We start from the raw sequence: 15,024 nt of genomic DNA on the forward strand, positions 1-15,024 counted from the left end.
ATTTTTTTGTTATATCAACTATTATTATACATTAAATATATTATGCAAAATTATTTTTATACATTTAAACCTTATCTTTCAAATAAAATAATTTTGTTACACTTTCCTTTTTAGTCTATTTCTCAAATATTTATTTAACTCTATCCCCGTTTACACGCTTTACAAGCCGATATTACAGTAAATTGAAGATGATTCTCAAAATAAAAAAGCCATTTTCTTAAAAAATAGAAAATGACTTTTGGATAATTTGTATATGAATCAGTAATAATATTTCAGTGATAATATACGTCGCAGCTAGCTCTTACTAAGGAAGACATTTTTCCAAAGAACGGAAAAATGATTCTATCTTCATACGCATACCATTTTTCTAGCCTGCTGAAGCAGGAAGAAAAACTGGCAAAAACAAGCCTGGAACAATCAAATGTCTTTGATTGTTCCAGGCTCTAAGAATATAACCGCACAGATCAACCTTTTGGGAAACCAAATTCCCGACCGTCCTGCTTACTGGTGGCTGATTGATTAAACAGTAATTGCAAAAACTTTTTTATATAAAAGTGATACTGTGGCGGACTTCCTCAAATTAGTAGGCGCGTGCGATCCAAACAGTATGTTTCGCAGGCTTTCCAGTAACAATGTCGACTGTTTTTTCAACAGGCGGATTGAATGGAATGTTTCTTGTCGTGAAGCCAGTTTCTTCTTTGATCTTAGCTTCAGTCTCTTCGGTACCATCCCAACCGATCAAAACAAATCCTGGCGTTTCGCCGGCTTCTTTTGATTTTTCGATATGGGCTTTCAATTCGTCTAATGTTTCAATATCAGTATGTTCATTCTCTTCATAGCGTTTTTGTGCGCTAGTGAATAAACGTTTTTGCATAACATCTAATTGTTCAACGATGTGATCTTCAATACCGTCTAATGAAACGGATTCTTTTTCATCTAAATCACGCATTTTGATTACTGCTTGATTATTTTCTAGATCACGAGGGCCAAATTCGACACGAAGCGCCGCGCCTTTTAGTTCCCATTCATTGAATTTATAACCTGGTGTATTGTCAGTTGTGTCGATACGAACACGCAAGTCTTTTGCTGCTAAAGCTGCCTTCAATTCTTTTAAGCGATCAAGAATTTCAGGTTTCTTTTGCCAAGGTCCAACTGGAACTAAGATAACTTGTGTTGGTGCAACTTTTGGCGGCAATACTAATCCTTGTTCGTCCCCATGTACCATGATCAATGAGCCGATCAGACGAGTAGAGATTCCCCATGAAGTCGTATATGCATGTTCATGTTCGTTGTTACGGTTCAAGAATTTGATATCAAAAGCTTCTGCAAAGTTTTGACCAAGGTAATGAGACGTTCCTGCTTGGACGGCTTTCCCGTCACGCATCATTGCCTCTACAGAGTATGTGTCAACCGCTCCTGCAAAACGTTCAGACGGTGTTTTTTGTCCGCGGTATACAGGAATCGCTAGAGTATCTTCGATCAAGGTAGCATAAGCTTCTAAAATCGCCATTGTCCGTTCACGCGCATTTTCTTCTGATTCGTGTGCAGTATGTCCTTCTTGCCATAAGAATTCTGAAGTACGCAAGAATGGCATCGTCTTTTTCTCCCAACGGAAAACGTTCGCCCATTGGTTGATTTCATAAGGAAGATCACGGTAAGAGTTGATCCAGTTAGAAAAGGCATCGCCGATCAATGTTTCAGAAGTCGGACGCAATGCATATGGTTCTTCCAATTCTTCGTCGCCGACTTTTGTCAACCACGGTAATTCTGGCGCAAATCCTTCTACGTGTTCTTCTTCTTTTTCTAAGAAATGTTTAGGAATCAGCATTGGGAAGTAGACGTTGCGAATATCTTGTGTTTTCAGGTATCTATTAAAGTCCTCTTGAATATGTTCCCATAATTCCCAGCCATCTGCTTTAAAGATGATACAACCACGAACAGGTGAATAATCCATCAGGTCAGCCTTTTGAATTGTTTGTAAATACCATTTTGAAAAATCTTCTTTTTGTAAGTTTGTCATTCATGCATCCTCCTAGAAAATAAAAATAAAAAAACCGTTCCGTCCCTACATAATTGTAAGGACGAAACGGATAATTTCGCGGTACCACCTTGCTTGGTCAAACTTTGTTGACCCAACTTTCAGCTCCAATAACGCTAGAGTCGCGTGCTGCTTTCACAGCAATCAACTTTGGTAGGTTCATAAATCTCAGTGGGCGTGTTGACCTTTCAGACGGTGAATCAACTCTCTGCTGCCGATAAAATTTATTACTATTCCAAATGCTTAACACCATATTAAAGACTTCTCATCAAAATTGCAAGCCCAAATTTCAAATTTTTTTCTAATCTTCTGGAACGTAGCGTTCTTCCAGACGGCTCATCCACCAGCCCAAAGCTGCACCTAAAATACATAAAACCGCACAACCAAGGAAACCAAGGAAGCCAATTCCGCTATAACCTGTCGGTACGATCATGACCGTCGAAGCAAAAACGATCCCTAAAATAAAATGATACATCGGTGCATAGTAATGACTGAAAACCCAGTCCATTACCTTCGATAAACTCAAGACCGTAATTAAACCGCCGATGCCGATTGGAATAATAACTCCCATATCAACAGTTTTGAAACCATCCGCCATCGCTTTGTACATCCCCATATAAACCAAAAAGTTTGAAGGGCTTAAGCCGGGCACGATCAGACCCAAACCAATTAGAGCACCTGCGATCATCCAAGTGAAAAAGTTTTGATCAACAGTTCCAAACAGACTTGATCCCTTCCACAAGAATAAGAAGCCTACGACGAAACTAACAGCGATAATAACATAATCCTTTGTTCCTCGGCCTTTTTTTCCGGCTTCTTTCCATAACGCAGGAACGGTTCCGATAATACAACCAACAAAGAACCAAAGCATAATCGTTTCAAATTCTCCCAGTAGGAAGCTGACCGCAAAGGATAACACAAAAACACCCGCTAATCCGCCTAATCCAACTGGAATAAAAAACAATACATTCTCTTTGAAGTTTTTCGTGATGTGGGCCAAAAATGAAATAATTCGTTCATAAATACCAAATACTGCTGCCAGAGCCCCACCGCTGACACCCGGTAAAATAAATCCAGAGCCGATGAACATCCCTTTGATGAAGCGTAAAAACCAGTCGCTTTTGTTCGGCTGTGTAACTTTTTCGTTTTCCATAAAAAAATAATCCCCATCTTTCTTTTATATCATTAGTTAGTGTAACGATAAAAAGAAAACGGCGCAAGACTATCCAAAGCGCTTCCGTCTAAAACTTAAAGAAAGTTTTGAGATTATGACGAATCTTAGTCGCTTCAATTCGTCTTTTTTTACCGTTTCTAACTGATTCAACTTTATTTTTTTTATTTATTAGGCTTTTATTTGCTTAAAAATTCGATGCGCGTTACGCTTAATTTGGGAGGTGGCAACATACAATGGATACTTCAAATGAAAAGAAATTGGAACAGCTCGGCTCTTTTGAAATCAGTGATCAAATGCTGACTTTGGCGCAAGATAATCAACGGCAAAATGTTTTTTTGAACGCAGGAAGAGGCAACCCAAATTGGATCAACAAGAAAGCGCGTTTGGCTTTTAATCGTTTAATCAAATTTGGCCTGCAGGAGTCTGAACGCACGATTGCTGAAGGTGACTTGATTGGCTACACTGAACTGCAGGATATTTCAACGCATTTCACCGAATTTTTGTCGCCGGAAACAAACGAGATCGATCATTTTTTACTGCAAATGTTGAAGTACACTGATCAACTAGGGATCGATAGCAATGATTTCGTCAAAGAACTGGCTGACGGTGTTCTTGGCAATAACTATCCCGTTCCTAGCCGCGTGCTTAAAAATAGCGAGATTATTTTAAATCATTACTTAGAATCCGTTTTATACAATGGAACTTCATTGACCAATCAAACAGACATTTTTCCAACCGAAGGCGGTACTGCTGCCATCGTTTATATCTTTAACTCGTTAAGAGAGAACAAATTGATTCGCCCCGGAGATCGGATTGCAATCAATACGCCTATTTTTACACCGTATCTGCAAATTCCAGAATTATCCGATTACGAATTGGTTGAGGTTGATCTGCAATCGACAGAAGAAAATCATTGGGAGCTGCTGCCAAGCGAGATCGAAAAATTAACTGATCCCGATCTTAAAGCCTTTTTCATCGTTAATCCCAGCAATCCTGGTTCAAGGGCATTAGATGCTTCGGCGCTCGCTGAAATAAAAAAGGTCGTTCAAACGAATCCGGATTTAATGATCATTACTGACGATGTTTACGGCACCTTTGTTGAAAATTTTCAAACGATCTATGCGGTCGTTCCCCACAATACGCTACTGGTCTATTCTTTTTCAAAATTATTTGGCGCAACCGGTTGGCGAGTTGGGTTGATTGCAGCCCATAAAGAGAACGTGTTTGATCGCTTGATTCAGACTTTGCCAAGTGAAGATCAGAAATTATTGACTCAGCGCTACCAACTAGTGGTAAAGGAGCCAGAAAAAATGGCTTTTATTGATCGTTTGGTAGCCGATAGCCGCTCGATCGGTTTATATCATACCTCCGGCCTGTCAACGCCCCAGCAAATCATGGAAGTCCTATTTGCTCTGACGCATTTACTGGCTGGTGAAACCGATCCTTATATCGATACCTCACGAAAAATTATTAACGAGCGGTACAAGAATCTGCATGACGCGTTGCAGCTTGCTGCGGATGAATCCTGTGATAATTCGAAATACTATTCTCTAATCAATATTTATGAACTGGCCGAAAGAAGATACGGTAGAGCCTTTCGCGAATACTTAGCCAGTCATTTCGAATATATCGATTTTCTTGTCCGCTTGGCAGAAAAAAATGGTGTGGTTTTAATCGATGGTGTCGGTTTCGGCACGGCCGCTGGACAAGTCCGTGTTTCAGAGGCCAATTTGCCGACAAAGGACTACAAATTGATCGGTCGTGAAATTCTTGAAGTTTTAAAGGAGTACCATGCTGCATTTGAAAAATTGAATTCTTCTACAAAATAAAAAGATTCGAAGCTCAAGCAAATGGGCTTCGAATCTTTTTAAATTTTGCTGTAAACCGATTCAAGATACTCCTGACGTTCTTCATCCGTTAGGTTTTTCACTGAACCCAAATGATGCCAAGTAATATTCCGCATGCCAATATCTTCTAGCGTTGTCGTAAGCTGGTGCTTATAACTGCGGGTACAGCGTTTTTCCAAGCCCTCTGTCGGTTGGTCGGAGGTGGTGAAGACAACGACTGAATCAACTGATAACAACGGTTGAATCCCGTTTCCACCGTCGAAAAAAGCGAATTCATTTAACAATACTTTATCAAGAAAGCCCTTTAAGCTTGCCGGTGAGCTATACCACCAAATTGGGAATATCAATACTAGCTGTGACGTTTCCCGCAACAAATTCATGTAATGCAATACTAAAGGATCTAACACCGACCCACTTTGGTACCCAGCCAACTCTTCTTCACACATGACTGGATTAAAGCCGTCTTTATTGAGATCAATTACCTGATAAATCTTCTGATCTTGTTCCAACCCCGCAACCAGTTTGTTCAGCACACCATGATTAAAACTTTCCTTCCACGGATGATCAATAATCAATGTTGTTGTCATTTCATCCTCCTCTTTACCCTTTTTATCAAAAATAGCACAAATTCATTGCATTTAGATTTCAGTTTGATTTCAAACAAGCTAAGAACATGATAAAGTTAAGTTATCTTTCTTTAAGAAGAATACTTTTGCCCTTCTCAATTTTTCCGAGTAATAGCTAGAACTCTTACCACTTTCTTGATCGTAGAATCATTATCTTATCATGAATAAGGAGCGAATATATGCATTATATTCCTAACATATTAACAACTTTTCGTATCTTGGCCTCACTATTGATTCTTTTTCTTTCAGACGATCTGTTCTTCCCTTTGTACCTTTTTGCGGGCTTGACCGACATCATTGATGGCTGGATCGCGCGTAAAATGAATTGGACGAGCGCTTTTGGGACATTACTAGATAGTATCGCAGATTTGATCTTCTTTATTGTGGTCGTCATAAAAATCATTCTGACAATTACGCTGCCCGCATTTCTTCTTTGGGGCGCATTGGTCGTCGTCATCATTCGCTGTGTCACGTATTTGATCGGTTATTTTCGCTTCCATCAATTTGCTAGTTTGCATACCTATTTGAATAAGCTGACTGGTTTATTGCTCTTTTTGTCTCCGATAATCTTACGCGTTCTCCCAATTAACGCGTTTGGAATCATTCTTTTGATCTGCGGTATTTTATCTGCTATCGAAGAATGTCTGATCGTAGCTGTCACTCAAAAGCTGGATAAAAACGTGAAAACTTTTTTTGATAAAAATTAAACTGTCTCATTGCAGGATATTTTTATCCTAGGTAAACTAATACTAGGAACGACACGTGTCATGTCTCTCTTATTAAAAAATTAGGAGGTGGCCCTCATGGCCAACGAGGATCAAAAAGATTTCAACGCGATGATGAACGAAGATAAAGGAATGCCAAAAATGCAAATCGTGACCGATGAAGCAACGATCAAGCGTTACGGCGGAACAAAAATGTACTTCGCGCCCCCATTAGATTACAACGAGATCATGAAAAGAATCCCTTACGGAAAGATCATCACAACTAGCGCGATCAGAGACTACTTAGCCAAACAGAATGATGGTGATTTTACCGAACCGATCACTGCTGGTGCCTTCATCTCAATTGCTGCTTGGGCCAGTGAACAACGCGACACGGACTTGACTCCCTACTGGCGAACCCTAAAGGCTAAAGGAGAAATCAATCCGAAATTCCCCGGTGGCGTGGACGCTCAAATTGAGAAACTCGAAGCGGAAGGACACACAGTCGTTTGTCGAGGAAGAAAAATTTTCCGTTATTATGTTGAAAACTTTGAAGAAGCCATGTATGAGCTATAGCCGTTTTCTTTTCGAAAACGGTTTTTTTTATTGTATTTTTTTGTTCACTTTTTTTAACATATTTCCTACGATCCAAGCCCTCAAAGGCTTCTAGCCGCTTGGTCTTATAGTGCATATTTTTATTATATATTTTTACTCTGGGATTCGATAAACTTATTGGTAGGATAGGATTCTTGTGGGATTCATTTAGTTAACAAACCCACATAAAATATTCGAACAGGAGGAAGACGATGGAGATTAGTGAACACACGCTCGCAGATTATTTGCTGAAGCGAACCGCTCTTTTTAACTCAACTAGTCCCCTCACCGTAACGGCTCTTTGCAACGAAAAAGACAAATACGTTGATGGCTACTTAAATTATCTTTACACCCTTAAACAGGGCAATCAAACATACATCGTTAAGCATTCGAAAAAAACGATTTCCAGTGGAATCTCGCTGGCTCCGATCGATCCTAAACGGAATTATTTAGAGTACATGACCTATCAGCTGCGGGCTGGTTTAGCTCCTCAGATGGTCCCAGAAACGTATTTTGCAGATCCTGCTGCGCATCTTTTTATCATGGAGGATCTTTCATACCTGACTGTTTTGCGTTTCGCGCTCTGCCGCGGAGAACAATTTCCGCGCTTAGGAAAGCAAGTCGGTGAATATCTCGCGCGAACGCACCTAGCAACATCAAAAATGAAATTATCGGCCGACTACTGGTACGCGTTGAAGAATTATTTCAAGAATTCGGATATGCGAGTAATTATCACCGATTTCATTTTGAAACCGCCGCCTAGAAATAATACTCAGAAGACCGCCTATCAAGAAGCAACACTAGATATTCTAGCGGCCATTTTGGAGGATGTCGAAGTGAAAAATGATTGGGAGACATTGATTGAACGGATTTCCAGCGAGGATGACTGTTTGATTCATGGTGATTTCCATTCTTCCAATGTTTTCGTCTCACAAACCTCCTTTAAAGTAATCGATATGGAATACACCATGACAGGACCTTTTTCCTATGATATCGGCTATTTTTTGGCAAATATTCTTTCTCAGTATGCGGGATTCAGTATCAGGGGCGATGCTACGATGTGCTCTTTCCTGCTGCAGGTCATCAAGGACGTTTATAAAACGTATTTCGCTTATTTTTCTGACCATGCCGCGGGCATTCAGCAGGAACGCTTCGTAGAAATCTTCCAAGATTCGCTTGGTTACTTAGCGATGGCCAATATTAATCGAATCGCCAATTTAGGCGAATTTCCGGATTTTGACAGTTTGGGCGATCCTCAAGCAATCTTTTTAGCCAAAGGACTTTCCATGATGCTGGCGCAAACCTTGCTACAAAAAAGAAAACAGTTAGAAACAACTGAAGAAGTCTGCGAATTGATTCAGTGGACTCGAAACAAATTTTTCCATCAATTAATGCCTAACAATGAAAACGCTCTTATTTTAGTTTAAAGAAATGAGGAACGAATATGCTATTGGAACAAATCACTTCCGCCGGTATCGTAGGCTGCGGCGGAGCGGGCTTTCCTACTGCTGTCAAATACAATACGAAAACGGAGTATTTTATTATCAATGCAGCGGAATGTGAGCCCCTCTTGAAAACAGACCATTACGTGATGAACCACTTCGCAAAAGAGTGTGTTCAAGCCATCGCAGCGGTTGGCAAACTCTTAGAAGCGAAACAGATTGTGATTGCCACCAAAGGGCATTACACGAAGGAAATCAATGCATTAGAACAGGCGATTCAGGAACAAAAAGTTCCCGTCTCCGTCTTCAAAATGAATAATTTTTATCCGGCGGGCGATGAACAGATCATGGTCTTTGAGGTTACTGGACGAACCGTACCGCCTGGGGGAATCCCGATCGAAGTCGGCTGTGTGATTTCGAATATCGCTACTATGCTTAATATTTATCACGCTCAACAGGGGGAAAACGTCACTCATAAGCTGTTGACCATCACTGGTGCAGTCAAAGAACCAAAGATCTTGGAAGTTCCGATCGGTACCTCCTTTGACGACTGTTTGGCATTAGCTGGCGGAGCAACGATTGATGACTTCATGTTTATCAACGGCGGACCGATGATGGGTAAAACTGGTACTCAGGATGAATTTCCACAACAAGTCGTTACCAAAACGACTTCCGGCATCATTATTATGGAAAAACGCGATTTTATTTACGAATTGCTGGAAAAAGAAATTCCGCAAATGATTAATAAGGCTCGCTCCTCCTGTATTCAATGTCGTTTATGCACGGAACTTTGTCCGCGTTACCAAATCGGCCATCCAATTCATCCCCATCGCGTGATGCGCCATTTGACCATCACCGAGATACCAGATGATATTGATGACGATCCGATCTGGAGAGAAGCGCTCCTTTGCTGTGAATGCGGCATTTGCGAAACGATCGCTTGTCCGATGGGGCTTTTACCACGGCAAGTCAATAAATATGTAAAGCAGCGTTTAGCCGAAAAAGGGATTCGCTACCAGAAAAATGATCAGCCGCTCACACCAACTTTGATGCGTGAATACCAGCAAGTCCCGCCAGTAAAAATTTTACTGAAGGATGGTTTGAAACAATATGCCGATCTAAAAGTAGAAGATCTGCTGAAACATGAATCAACTACCGTAAATATTCCGCTGAAAATGCATATTGGCGCTCCTTGCGAGCCGGTGATCCAAGTAGGCGATCATGTCAAAGCAGGCGATTTAATCGGTAGAAAACCTGAAAAGGCTCTAGGCGCGGATGTTCATGCCAGTATTGATGGCATGGTGACTGCGGTATCCGCCAGCATTACAATTGAAAGAAGGGACAACCAATGAAACTAATGGATACTATCGGATTTTTAGAATTGAACAGTATCGCTAAAGGAATCGAGGTCGTGGACTACATGTTAAAAGCAGCCGACGCAACCTTGATTATGGCGCGAGCCAGTTGTCCTGGAAAATACTATATTATGATCAGCGGACAAGTTGCAGCGATCGAACGCTCCATGGAAGTCGGTGTTGAAATGGGCGGCCGATACGTCGTCGGTGAATTATTGATTCCCCGAATTAACCCATCTGTGATTCAAGCCATCAACATGGCAAAGGTGCCAGAAAATATTCGAGCAGTCGGCGTACTGGAATATTATTCGGCAACCGGTTCGATTATTGCCGCAGATTTTGCCGTCAAAGCGGCGGATGTAGAGCTTTTAGCGATTCAGCTTGGGACAGGAATTGCCGGAAAATCATTTGTCGTATTGACTGGCGATGTTGCCGCAGTGAAAGCCGCTGTCGAAGCTGGAACACAAGGCGCCAAGGATCAAGCGATGCTCATTAACAAGATCGTCTTATCTAACCCGCGTCCAGAATTAATCGATAGCCTTATACAATAAAAAAAGATGCCATGGATTTAGTTAAATCAATCCATGGCATCTTTCTATTAATTAAATCAAATGAAACGTATCTCTGACAATCATCAGCTCCTCGTTCGTTTCAACGACTAATACTTCAACCGAAGAAGCAGCCGAACTAATTCTTCTGCTGTTTTTCTGATTCTGGTCTTGATCGATCGCAATACCAAAGAAGGTTAAATCCTGACAAATCATCTCGCGGATAACCGCTGAGTTTTCTCCAATCCCAGCAGTAAAAATCAGGACATCAACCCCATCAAGCTCCGCAGCATAAGCGCCAATCGTTTGTTTGACTCGACCTGCAAACATATCAAGCGCCAATTTTGCTCTTTCATTACCCTTTTCTGCTTCGCTAATAATATCTCGCGTATCACTGCTGAAATCAGTAACACCCTTGAAGCCGGATTCAGCATTCATCAACTTATCCATATCACTGGCTGAAAGATTCTTCTCATTTTGTAAAAATGGAATGATCGAAGGATCAATGTCCCCACAGCGCGTCCCCATCATAAGACCTGCTAACGGTGTGAATCCCATAGAAGTAATCACCGATTTTCCGTCTTTGATTCCACAAATACTCGCACCATTTCCCAAATGACAAGAAATAATTTTCATCGACTCAATTGGTTTTTCTAAATAATTTGCCGCTTCGGCAGCGACAAATTGATGGCTCGTCCCATGAAAGCCGTAACGCCTTACGCTGTCTTCTTCATAAAAGCGATATGGCAGCGGATAGACATAATTCTTGGCTTCCATCGTTTGATGAAAAGAAGTATCAAAAACCGCCACCTGCGGACAATCTGGTAAATCCTTTTGTAATGCTTCAATCCCTACAACGTTCACAGGATTATGCAAAGGAGCCAGTTTTCCTAGATCTTTGATTTTTTGTAATGCGCACGAATCAACTAAGCTGGATGTTTTGAAATCTTCGCCGCCATGAGCCACTCGATGACCGACACCTGAAAGCTCGTCCAAGCTGGTTAAGACCTTTCTTTCAAGCAAGAAGTGCAGCAGAAAATTAATTGCTTCCTCATGCGATTTTCCCTTAACCGACGTTTTTACCTTCGCATCTTTTATCGAGTAAGAAAAAATCATCTCATCTTCCAAACCAATTCGTTCAAATAATCCTTTTACTAACAGTACTTCCTCTGGCATTTCGAATAATTGAAATTTCAACGAGGAACTGCCGGCATTAATTGACATAATTTTACTCGCCATATTTTCCTCCCTTATGACAGCAAAGTCGCCATCGTTTCTTCAAACGTCAGGCGACCTTGCTGTGATATTTTTTTATCCTAAACCTTTTACTAATAAGGTCGCAATACAAGCACCAATGATCGGGCCGACAATCGGAATCCATGCGTAGCCCCAATTGGCATCGCCCTTGTTAGGGATCGGCATCAACGCATACATCAATCGCGGACCAAAGTCACGACAAGGGTTGATCGCATAACCGGTAGTTGAACCTAGGGACAACCCGATCCCAATCAAAACAAATACCAGCATTAACGGTTGCAAGCCTGGTGGAATATCGGCCGGCATTAATTGGATCGCTAATACGAAGAAACAAGTTGCAATAATTTCACTAACTAAGTTTAATGCTGTGCTTGGAATTGCTGGTCCAGTAGCAAAAATCCCAACGCTGTTGCCTTCTTCTACAGTCGTATGCTGGAAATGCGGCCAGAAATGAATCGCAGCAATCAGTGCTCCGATAAATGCGCCGGCAACTTGAGCCAGAATAAACGGAGCGACTTGCCCCCACTCAAAGGAACCCGCAACGGCAAAACCAATTGTTACTGCTGGATTCAAATGACCCGGCGAACCAAAATGCCCGCTTGCTAAAACACCCAGCATAACTGCGACACCCCAGCCCACGGCAATATATAACCAACTGGCGCCTACACCTTTTGCTAAAGTACCTTTTAGATTGACTGAGCAACCAACACCTGAACCAAAAAGAATTAGAACAATCGTACCAAAAAATTCACCAAATACAGGACTATTCATTATGAGACCTCCTTATTCTTTTTAATGTCTTTATTTTTCTTGCAGAAAAACAAATGCGACTTTCGTGACATCCTCCTGACAATTTACCTATCTATATTATAATAGTTTTCTCACATCGAAAGTTGCAAAATATTGTCAGGAAAAATGATTATTTTATTATGTTTCGATAAATATCTTTTATTTCTTCGACTGAAAACTGAATCGGATTGGTCTTAAATGTCGTATCATTTAATGCGTTGTTTGCGATGACCTCTTCGGCTAGCAAGGCTGCCTCTTCTTGAATTCCAAAGCTATTCAGCTTGATCGGTGCCTTGCACTCGATTGCCAATTGCTGAACAGCTTGAGACAGATTTGAAACAGCTAAATGATCGGGCAAACTCGGTGGGCAAATGCCCAGTTTACGTGAAATTCGCGCGTAATTTCTTCTGGTCTCTTTATTCTTGCTGTTTGCTTCAATCACATAAGGAAGCAGCATAGAATTCGCCAAACCATGAGGAACTTTAAAATTCGCCCCTACCTGATGCGCAATCGCGTGACAGACACCCAAACCTGCTGCATCAAAGGCTAAACCTGCTAGAGTCGACGCTTCATGCATTTGAACACGCGCGTCTAACTCCATCCCCTGATTCACACAAGTTGGTAAAAACTGAAAGACCAATTCTGTCGCCTTCTCAGCCAAAGCATTTGTATAATTGGTTCGATTGGTCGAAGCTAAGGATTCCAGCGCATGAGTTAATACATCCAGCCCGCTAAATGCTGTAACAGATGGCGGGCTAGACATGACTAGACTTGCGTCTAAGATGGCCTCGTGAGGAATAATCGCTTCATGAAAAATCGGATACTTTATTTTGTTTTGTGTATCCGTGATAACCGAAGCGCTAGTTACTTCCGATCCAGTCCCACTGGTAGTTGGTATCGCAACAAACCGCTTCACTTTATTGCCGGTCGTTCGTTTATAAAAGAACAGCATCGCTTTAGCTGTATCAATCGCAGAACCTCCGCCAACTGCGATGACCACAGTTGGTTGAATTTTAGTCATTCTCTCGATCCCTTCTACTACGGTTTCGATTGGAGGATCTGGGATAATATCAGAAAAAATCTCAACACTATTTGTTCGTTTTACATAACCTAAAATTCTCTTTAAACTATCAGACTCCGCTAAATAAGGATCACATACAAAACAGAGATTTTCTTTTTCAAATTGCTGCAGCCGCTCTAGACTGGCAAATCCAGAATAAATTTCTGGTTTCATTGCCCATTTTTTCAAAGAAAAGCCCCCTTTCTAGCGGATTGAAAACCCATCAGTCAGAACACAACGGCGTTTCCGAGCAAAATCCCGTGCGGATGTCGTACATTCGCCCGTTGGTGTTGCAATCGTGAAGGTTGTTGGACCTTCCCCGCCAAACCCTAAGCCAGCGAAAGAAGAGCCGTTTTTAACAAAGATCGATGTTTGAAATTTCTTGGCCGCAAGATTCATTCGTCCCACATTTTGAGAATGCATCGTCGCGGTGTGATGCCGGCGATTCTCAATCTGCAAAGCGGTTGCCAGCCCCTCATCGAAATTATTGACCGTAACGACTGGTAAGATCGGCATCAACATTTCTTTCACGACGAATGGATGAATCTTATCCGCTCTTAAAATGATGACCCGTACATCAAAGTCTACGTTGATCCCCGCTTCAGCTAAAATGTAGTTTGCATTTTTTCCAATAAATTTCCGGCTGGGAGCACCATTCTCCATAATCGTCATATCCACCATTTTTTGAATAATGGCTTCGTCTTGAACCAAATACGCGCCGTTTTTTTCCATCTGCAAAATCAAATAATCGACGATTTGCTCCACAGCTACGACACTTTTTTCTGCTGTACATAAGATATTGTTGTCAAAAGAGGCGCCGATCACAATATCTTTTGCAGCCTTTTCAATATTTGCGGTCTCATCAACCAGTGAAGGCGGATTTCCTTCGCCTGCTGCAATGACTTTCTTACCGCTTTGCATCGCTTGTCGAACAACTCCCGGACCACCAGTAATTGCTAACAATGGAACATCTGGATGAATCATCATTTCCTGAGCGGCCTCAATTGAAGGCGCGGCAATCGTTACGATTAAGTTTTGAATGCCGCAAGCTTCATAAACTAGCTCATTCATCTTACTTACGACCCAACGAGAAACTTTCTTTGCTCCCGGATGAACACTGAAATAGACTGCATTTCCAGCCGCCAGTATTCCTATTGAGTTGCAAATCACGGTTTCCGCCGGATTGGTACTCGGAGTGACCGCCCCGACTACACCGTATGGAGACAACTCATATAGTGTCATCCCGTTATCGCCAGTCAAAGCTTCCGTGTGCAGATCTTCGACTCCCGGTGTTTTATCTAAAACGAGTTGGAGCTTCTGAAGCTTATCTTCATAGCGCCCCATCCCCGTTTCTTCTAACGTGTCGCAGGCAATCTTTTCAATATGCGGTCTCATTCCGCAACGAATCGCTTCAATCACGTTTCTTCTTGTTTCTAAGGTTTGATTTTCGTAGCATTCTTGGGCAAATTTTGCCGCTTGAATCGCTTCTTCAACAGTCTCAAAAACACCAAATTCCTTCGCCGGAGAGGTTGTTGTTTGAGCTTCTTGAAGAATTTTTGTGATCAGTTCCTTTATTTCTTCTTCACGCAT

Annotated in this window: 13 protein-coding genes; 6 read left to right on the forward strand and 7 right to left on the reverse strand. The window is 41.6% G+C overall.

What is annotated here, in order from left to right; genetic code table 11:
- Window positions 1-580: 580 nt before the first annotated feature.
- Complete coding sequence (proS, locus tag I585_RS04630) at window positions 581-2,020, reverse strand: proline--tRNA ligase (protein WP_010739878.1); 1,440 nt, start codon at window positions 2,018-2,020, stop codon at window positions 581-583.
- A gap of 319 nt (window positions 2,021-2,339) precedes the next feature.
- Window positions 2,340-3,191: a DUF368 domain-containing protein gene (locus I585_RS04635; RefSeq protein ID WP_010739879.1), complete on the reverse strand. Its 852-nt coding sequence runs from the start codon at window positions 3,189-3,191 to the stop codon at window positions 2,340-2,342.
- Window positions 3,192-3,445: 254 nt separating this feature from the next.
- On the opposite strand from I585_RS04635, the gene I585_RS04640 reads away from it, so the two are divergent.
- Window positions 3,446-5,041 (forward strand): bifunctional aspartate transaminase/aspartate 4-decarboxylase, encoded by a 1,596-nt coding sequence (locus tag I585_RS04640; protein ID WP_010739880.1) that lies wholly within the window; start codon window positions 3,446-3,448, stop codon window positions 5,039-5,041.
- Between the two features lie 38 nt (window positions 5,042-5,079).
- Here the strand turns inward: I585_RS04640 and I585_RS04645 are convergent, their stop codons facing one another.
- Entirely contained in the window at window positions 5,080-5,646 is a 567-nt protein-coding gene (locus tag I585_RS04645; RefSeq protein ID WP_010739881.1) for an NAD(P)H-dependent oxidoreductase, read from the reverse strand.
- 218 nt (window positions 5,647-5,864) lie between these two features.
- Between I585_RS04645 and I585_RS04650 the strand changes: the two genes are divergently transcribed.
- The 5 genes from I585_RS04650 to I585_RS04670 all read left to right on the forward strand — a co-directional run bounded on the left by I585_RS04650 (window position 5,865) and on the right by I585_RS04670 (window position 10,331).
- The gene (locus I585_RS04650) at window positions 5,865-6,392 is read left to right on the forward strand and encodes a CDP-alcohol phosphatidyltransferase family protein (protein WP_010739882.1); all 528 of its coding nucleotides are present in this window, start codon (window positions 5,865-5,867) and stop codon (window positions 6,390-6,392) included.
- Window positions 6,393-6,488: 96 nt separating this feature from the next.
- Window positions 6,489-6,965: an MGMT family protein gene (locus I585_RS04655; RefSeq protein ID WP_010739883.1), complete on the forward strand. Its 477-nt coding sequence runs from the start codon at window positions 6,489-6,491 to the stop codon at window positions 6,963-6,965.
- A gap of 230 nt (window positions 6,966-7,195) precedes the next feature.
- Window positions 7,196-8,410, forward strand: a complete 1,215-nt coding sequence (locus I585_RS04660) for a phosphotransferase (protein ID WP_010739884.1) — start codon at window positions 7,196-7,198, stop codon at window positions 8,408-8,410.
- Between the two features lie 17 nt (window positions 8,411-8,427).
- Window positions 8,428-9,777, forward strand: coding sequence for a 4Fe-4S dicluster domain-containing protein (locus I585_RS04665; protein WP_010739885.1), 1,350 nt, complete (start codon window positions 8,428-8,430; stop codon window positions 9,775-9,777).
- Complete coding sequence (locus I585_RS04670) at window positions 9,774-10,331, forward strand: BMC domain-containing protein (RefSeq protein ID WP_010739886.1); 558 nt, start codon at window positions 9,774-9,776, stop codon at window positions 10,329-10,331. Before I585_RS04665 ends, I585_RS04670 begins: the two co-directional genes overlap by 4 nt.
- Before the next feature lie 51 nt (window positions 10,332-10,382).
- Here I585_RS04670 and I585_RS04675 read toward each other — a convergent pair whose 3' ends face one another.
- From I585_RS04675 to I585_RS04690, 4 genes are all read right to left on the reverse strand, one after another.
- A complete protein-coding gene (locus I585_RS04675; RefSeq protein ID WP_010739887.1) occupies window positions 10,383-11,567 on the reverse strand; it encodes an acetate/propionate family kinase in 1,185 nt (394 codons plus the stop codon).
- A gap of 72 nt (window positions 11,568-11,639) precedes the next feature.
- A complete protein-coding gene (locus I585_RS04680; RefSeq protein ID WP_010739888.1) occupies window positions 11,640-12,356 on the reverse strand; it encodes an MIP/aquaporin family protein in 717 nt (238 codons plus the stop codon).
- A gap of 148 nt (window positions 12,357-12,504) precedes the next feature.
- A complete protein-coding gene (locus I585_RS04685) occupies window positions 12,505-13,623 on the reverse strand; it encodes a 1-propanol dehydrogenase PduQ (RefSeq protein ID WP_010739889.1) in 1,119 nt (372 codons plus the stop codon).
- A 15-nt stretch (window positions 13,624-13,638) separates the two neighbouring features.
- Window positions 13,639-15,024 carry an aldehyde dehydrogenase family protein gene (locus I585_RS04690; RefSeq protein WP_010739890.1) on the reverse strand — a complete coding sequence of 462 codons (1,386 nt, stop codon included), beginning with the start codon at window positions 15,022-15,024 and terminating at the stop codon, window positions 13,639-13,641.

This window comes from Enterococcus malodoratus ATCC 43197, from assembly GCF_000407185.1.
GTDB lineage: Bacteria > Bacillota > Bacilli > Lactobacillales > Enterococcaceae > Enterococcus_A > Enterococcus_A malodoratus.

Coding starts and splice junctions, on each gene's coding strand:
- proS (WP_010739878.1), bottom strand. CDS start 2,020: ATGACAAACTTACAAAAAGAAGATTTTTCAAAATGGTATTTACAAACA.
- I585_RS04635 (WP_010739879.1), bottom strand. CDS start 3,191: ATGGAAAACGAAAAAGTTACACAGCCGAACAAAAGCGACTGGTTTTTA.
- I585_RS04640 (WP_010739880.1), top strand. CDS start 3,446: ATGGATACTTCAAATGAAAAGAAATTGGAACAGCTCGGCTCTTTTGAA.
- I585_RS04645 (WP_010739881.1), bottom strand. CDS start 5,646: ATGACAACAACATTGATTATTGATCATCCGTGGAAGGAAAGTTTTAAT.
- I585_RS04650 (WP_010739882.1), top strand. CDS start 5,865: ATGCATTATATTCCTAACATATTAACAACTTTTCGTATCTTGGCCTCA.
- I585_RS04655 (WP_010739883.1), top strand. CDS start 6,489: ATGGCCAACGAGGATCAAAAAGATTTCAACGCGATGATGAACGAAGAT.
- I585_RS04660 (WP_010739884.1), top strand. CDS start 7,196: ATGGAGATTAGTGAACACACGCTCGCAGATTATTTGCTGAAGCGAACC.
- I585_RS04665 (WP_010739885.1), top strand. CDS start 8,428: ATGCTATTGGAACAAATCACTTCCGCCGGTATCGTAGGCTGCGGCGGA.
- I585_RS04670 (WP_010739886.1), top strand. CDS start 9,774: ATGAAACTAATGGATACTATCGGATTTTTAGAATTGAACAGTATCGCT.
- I585_RS04675 (WP_010739887.1), bottom strand. CDS start 11,567: ATGGCGAGTAAAATTATGTCAATTAATGCCGGCAGTTCCTCGTTGAAA.
- I585_RS04680 (WP_010739888.1), bottom strand. CDS start 12,356: ATGAATAGTCCTGTATTTGGTGAATTTTTTGGTACGATTGTTCTAATT.
- I585_RS04690 (WP_010739890.1), bottom strand. CDS start 15,024: ATGCGTGAAGAAGAAATAAAGGAACTGATCACAAAAATTCTTCAAGAA.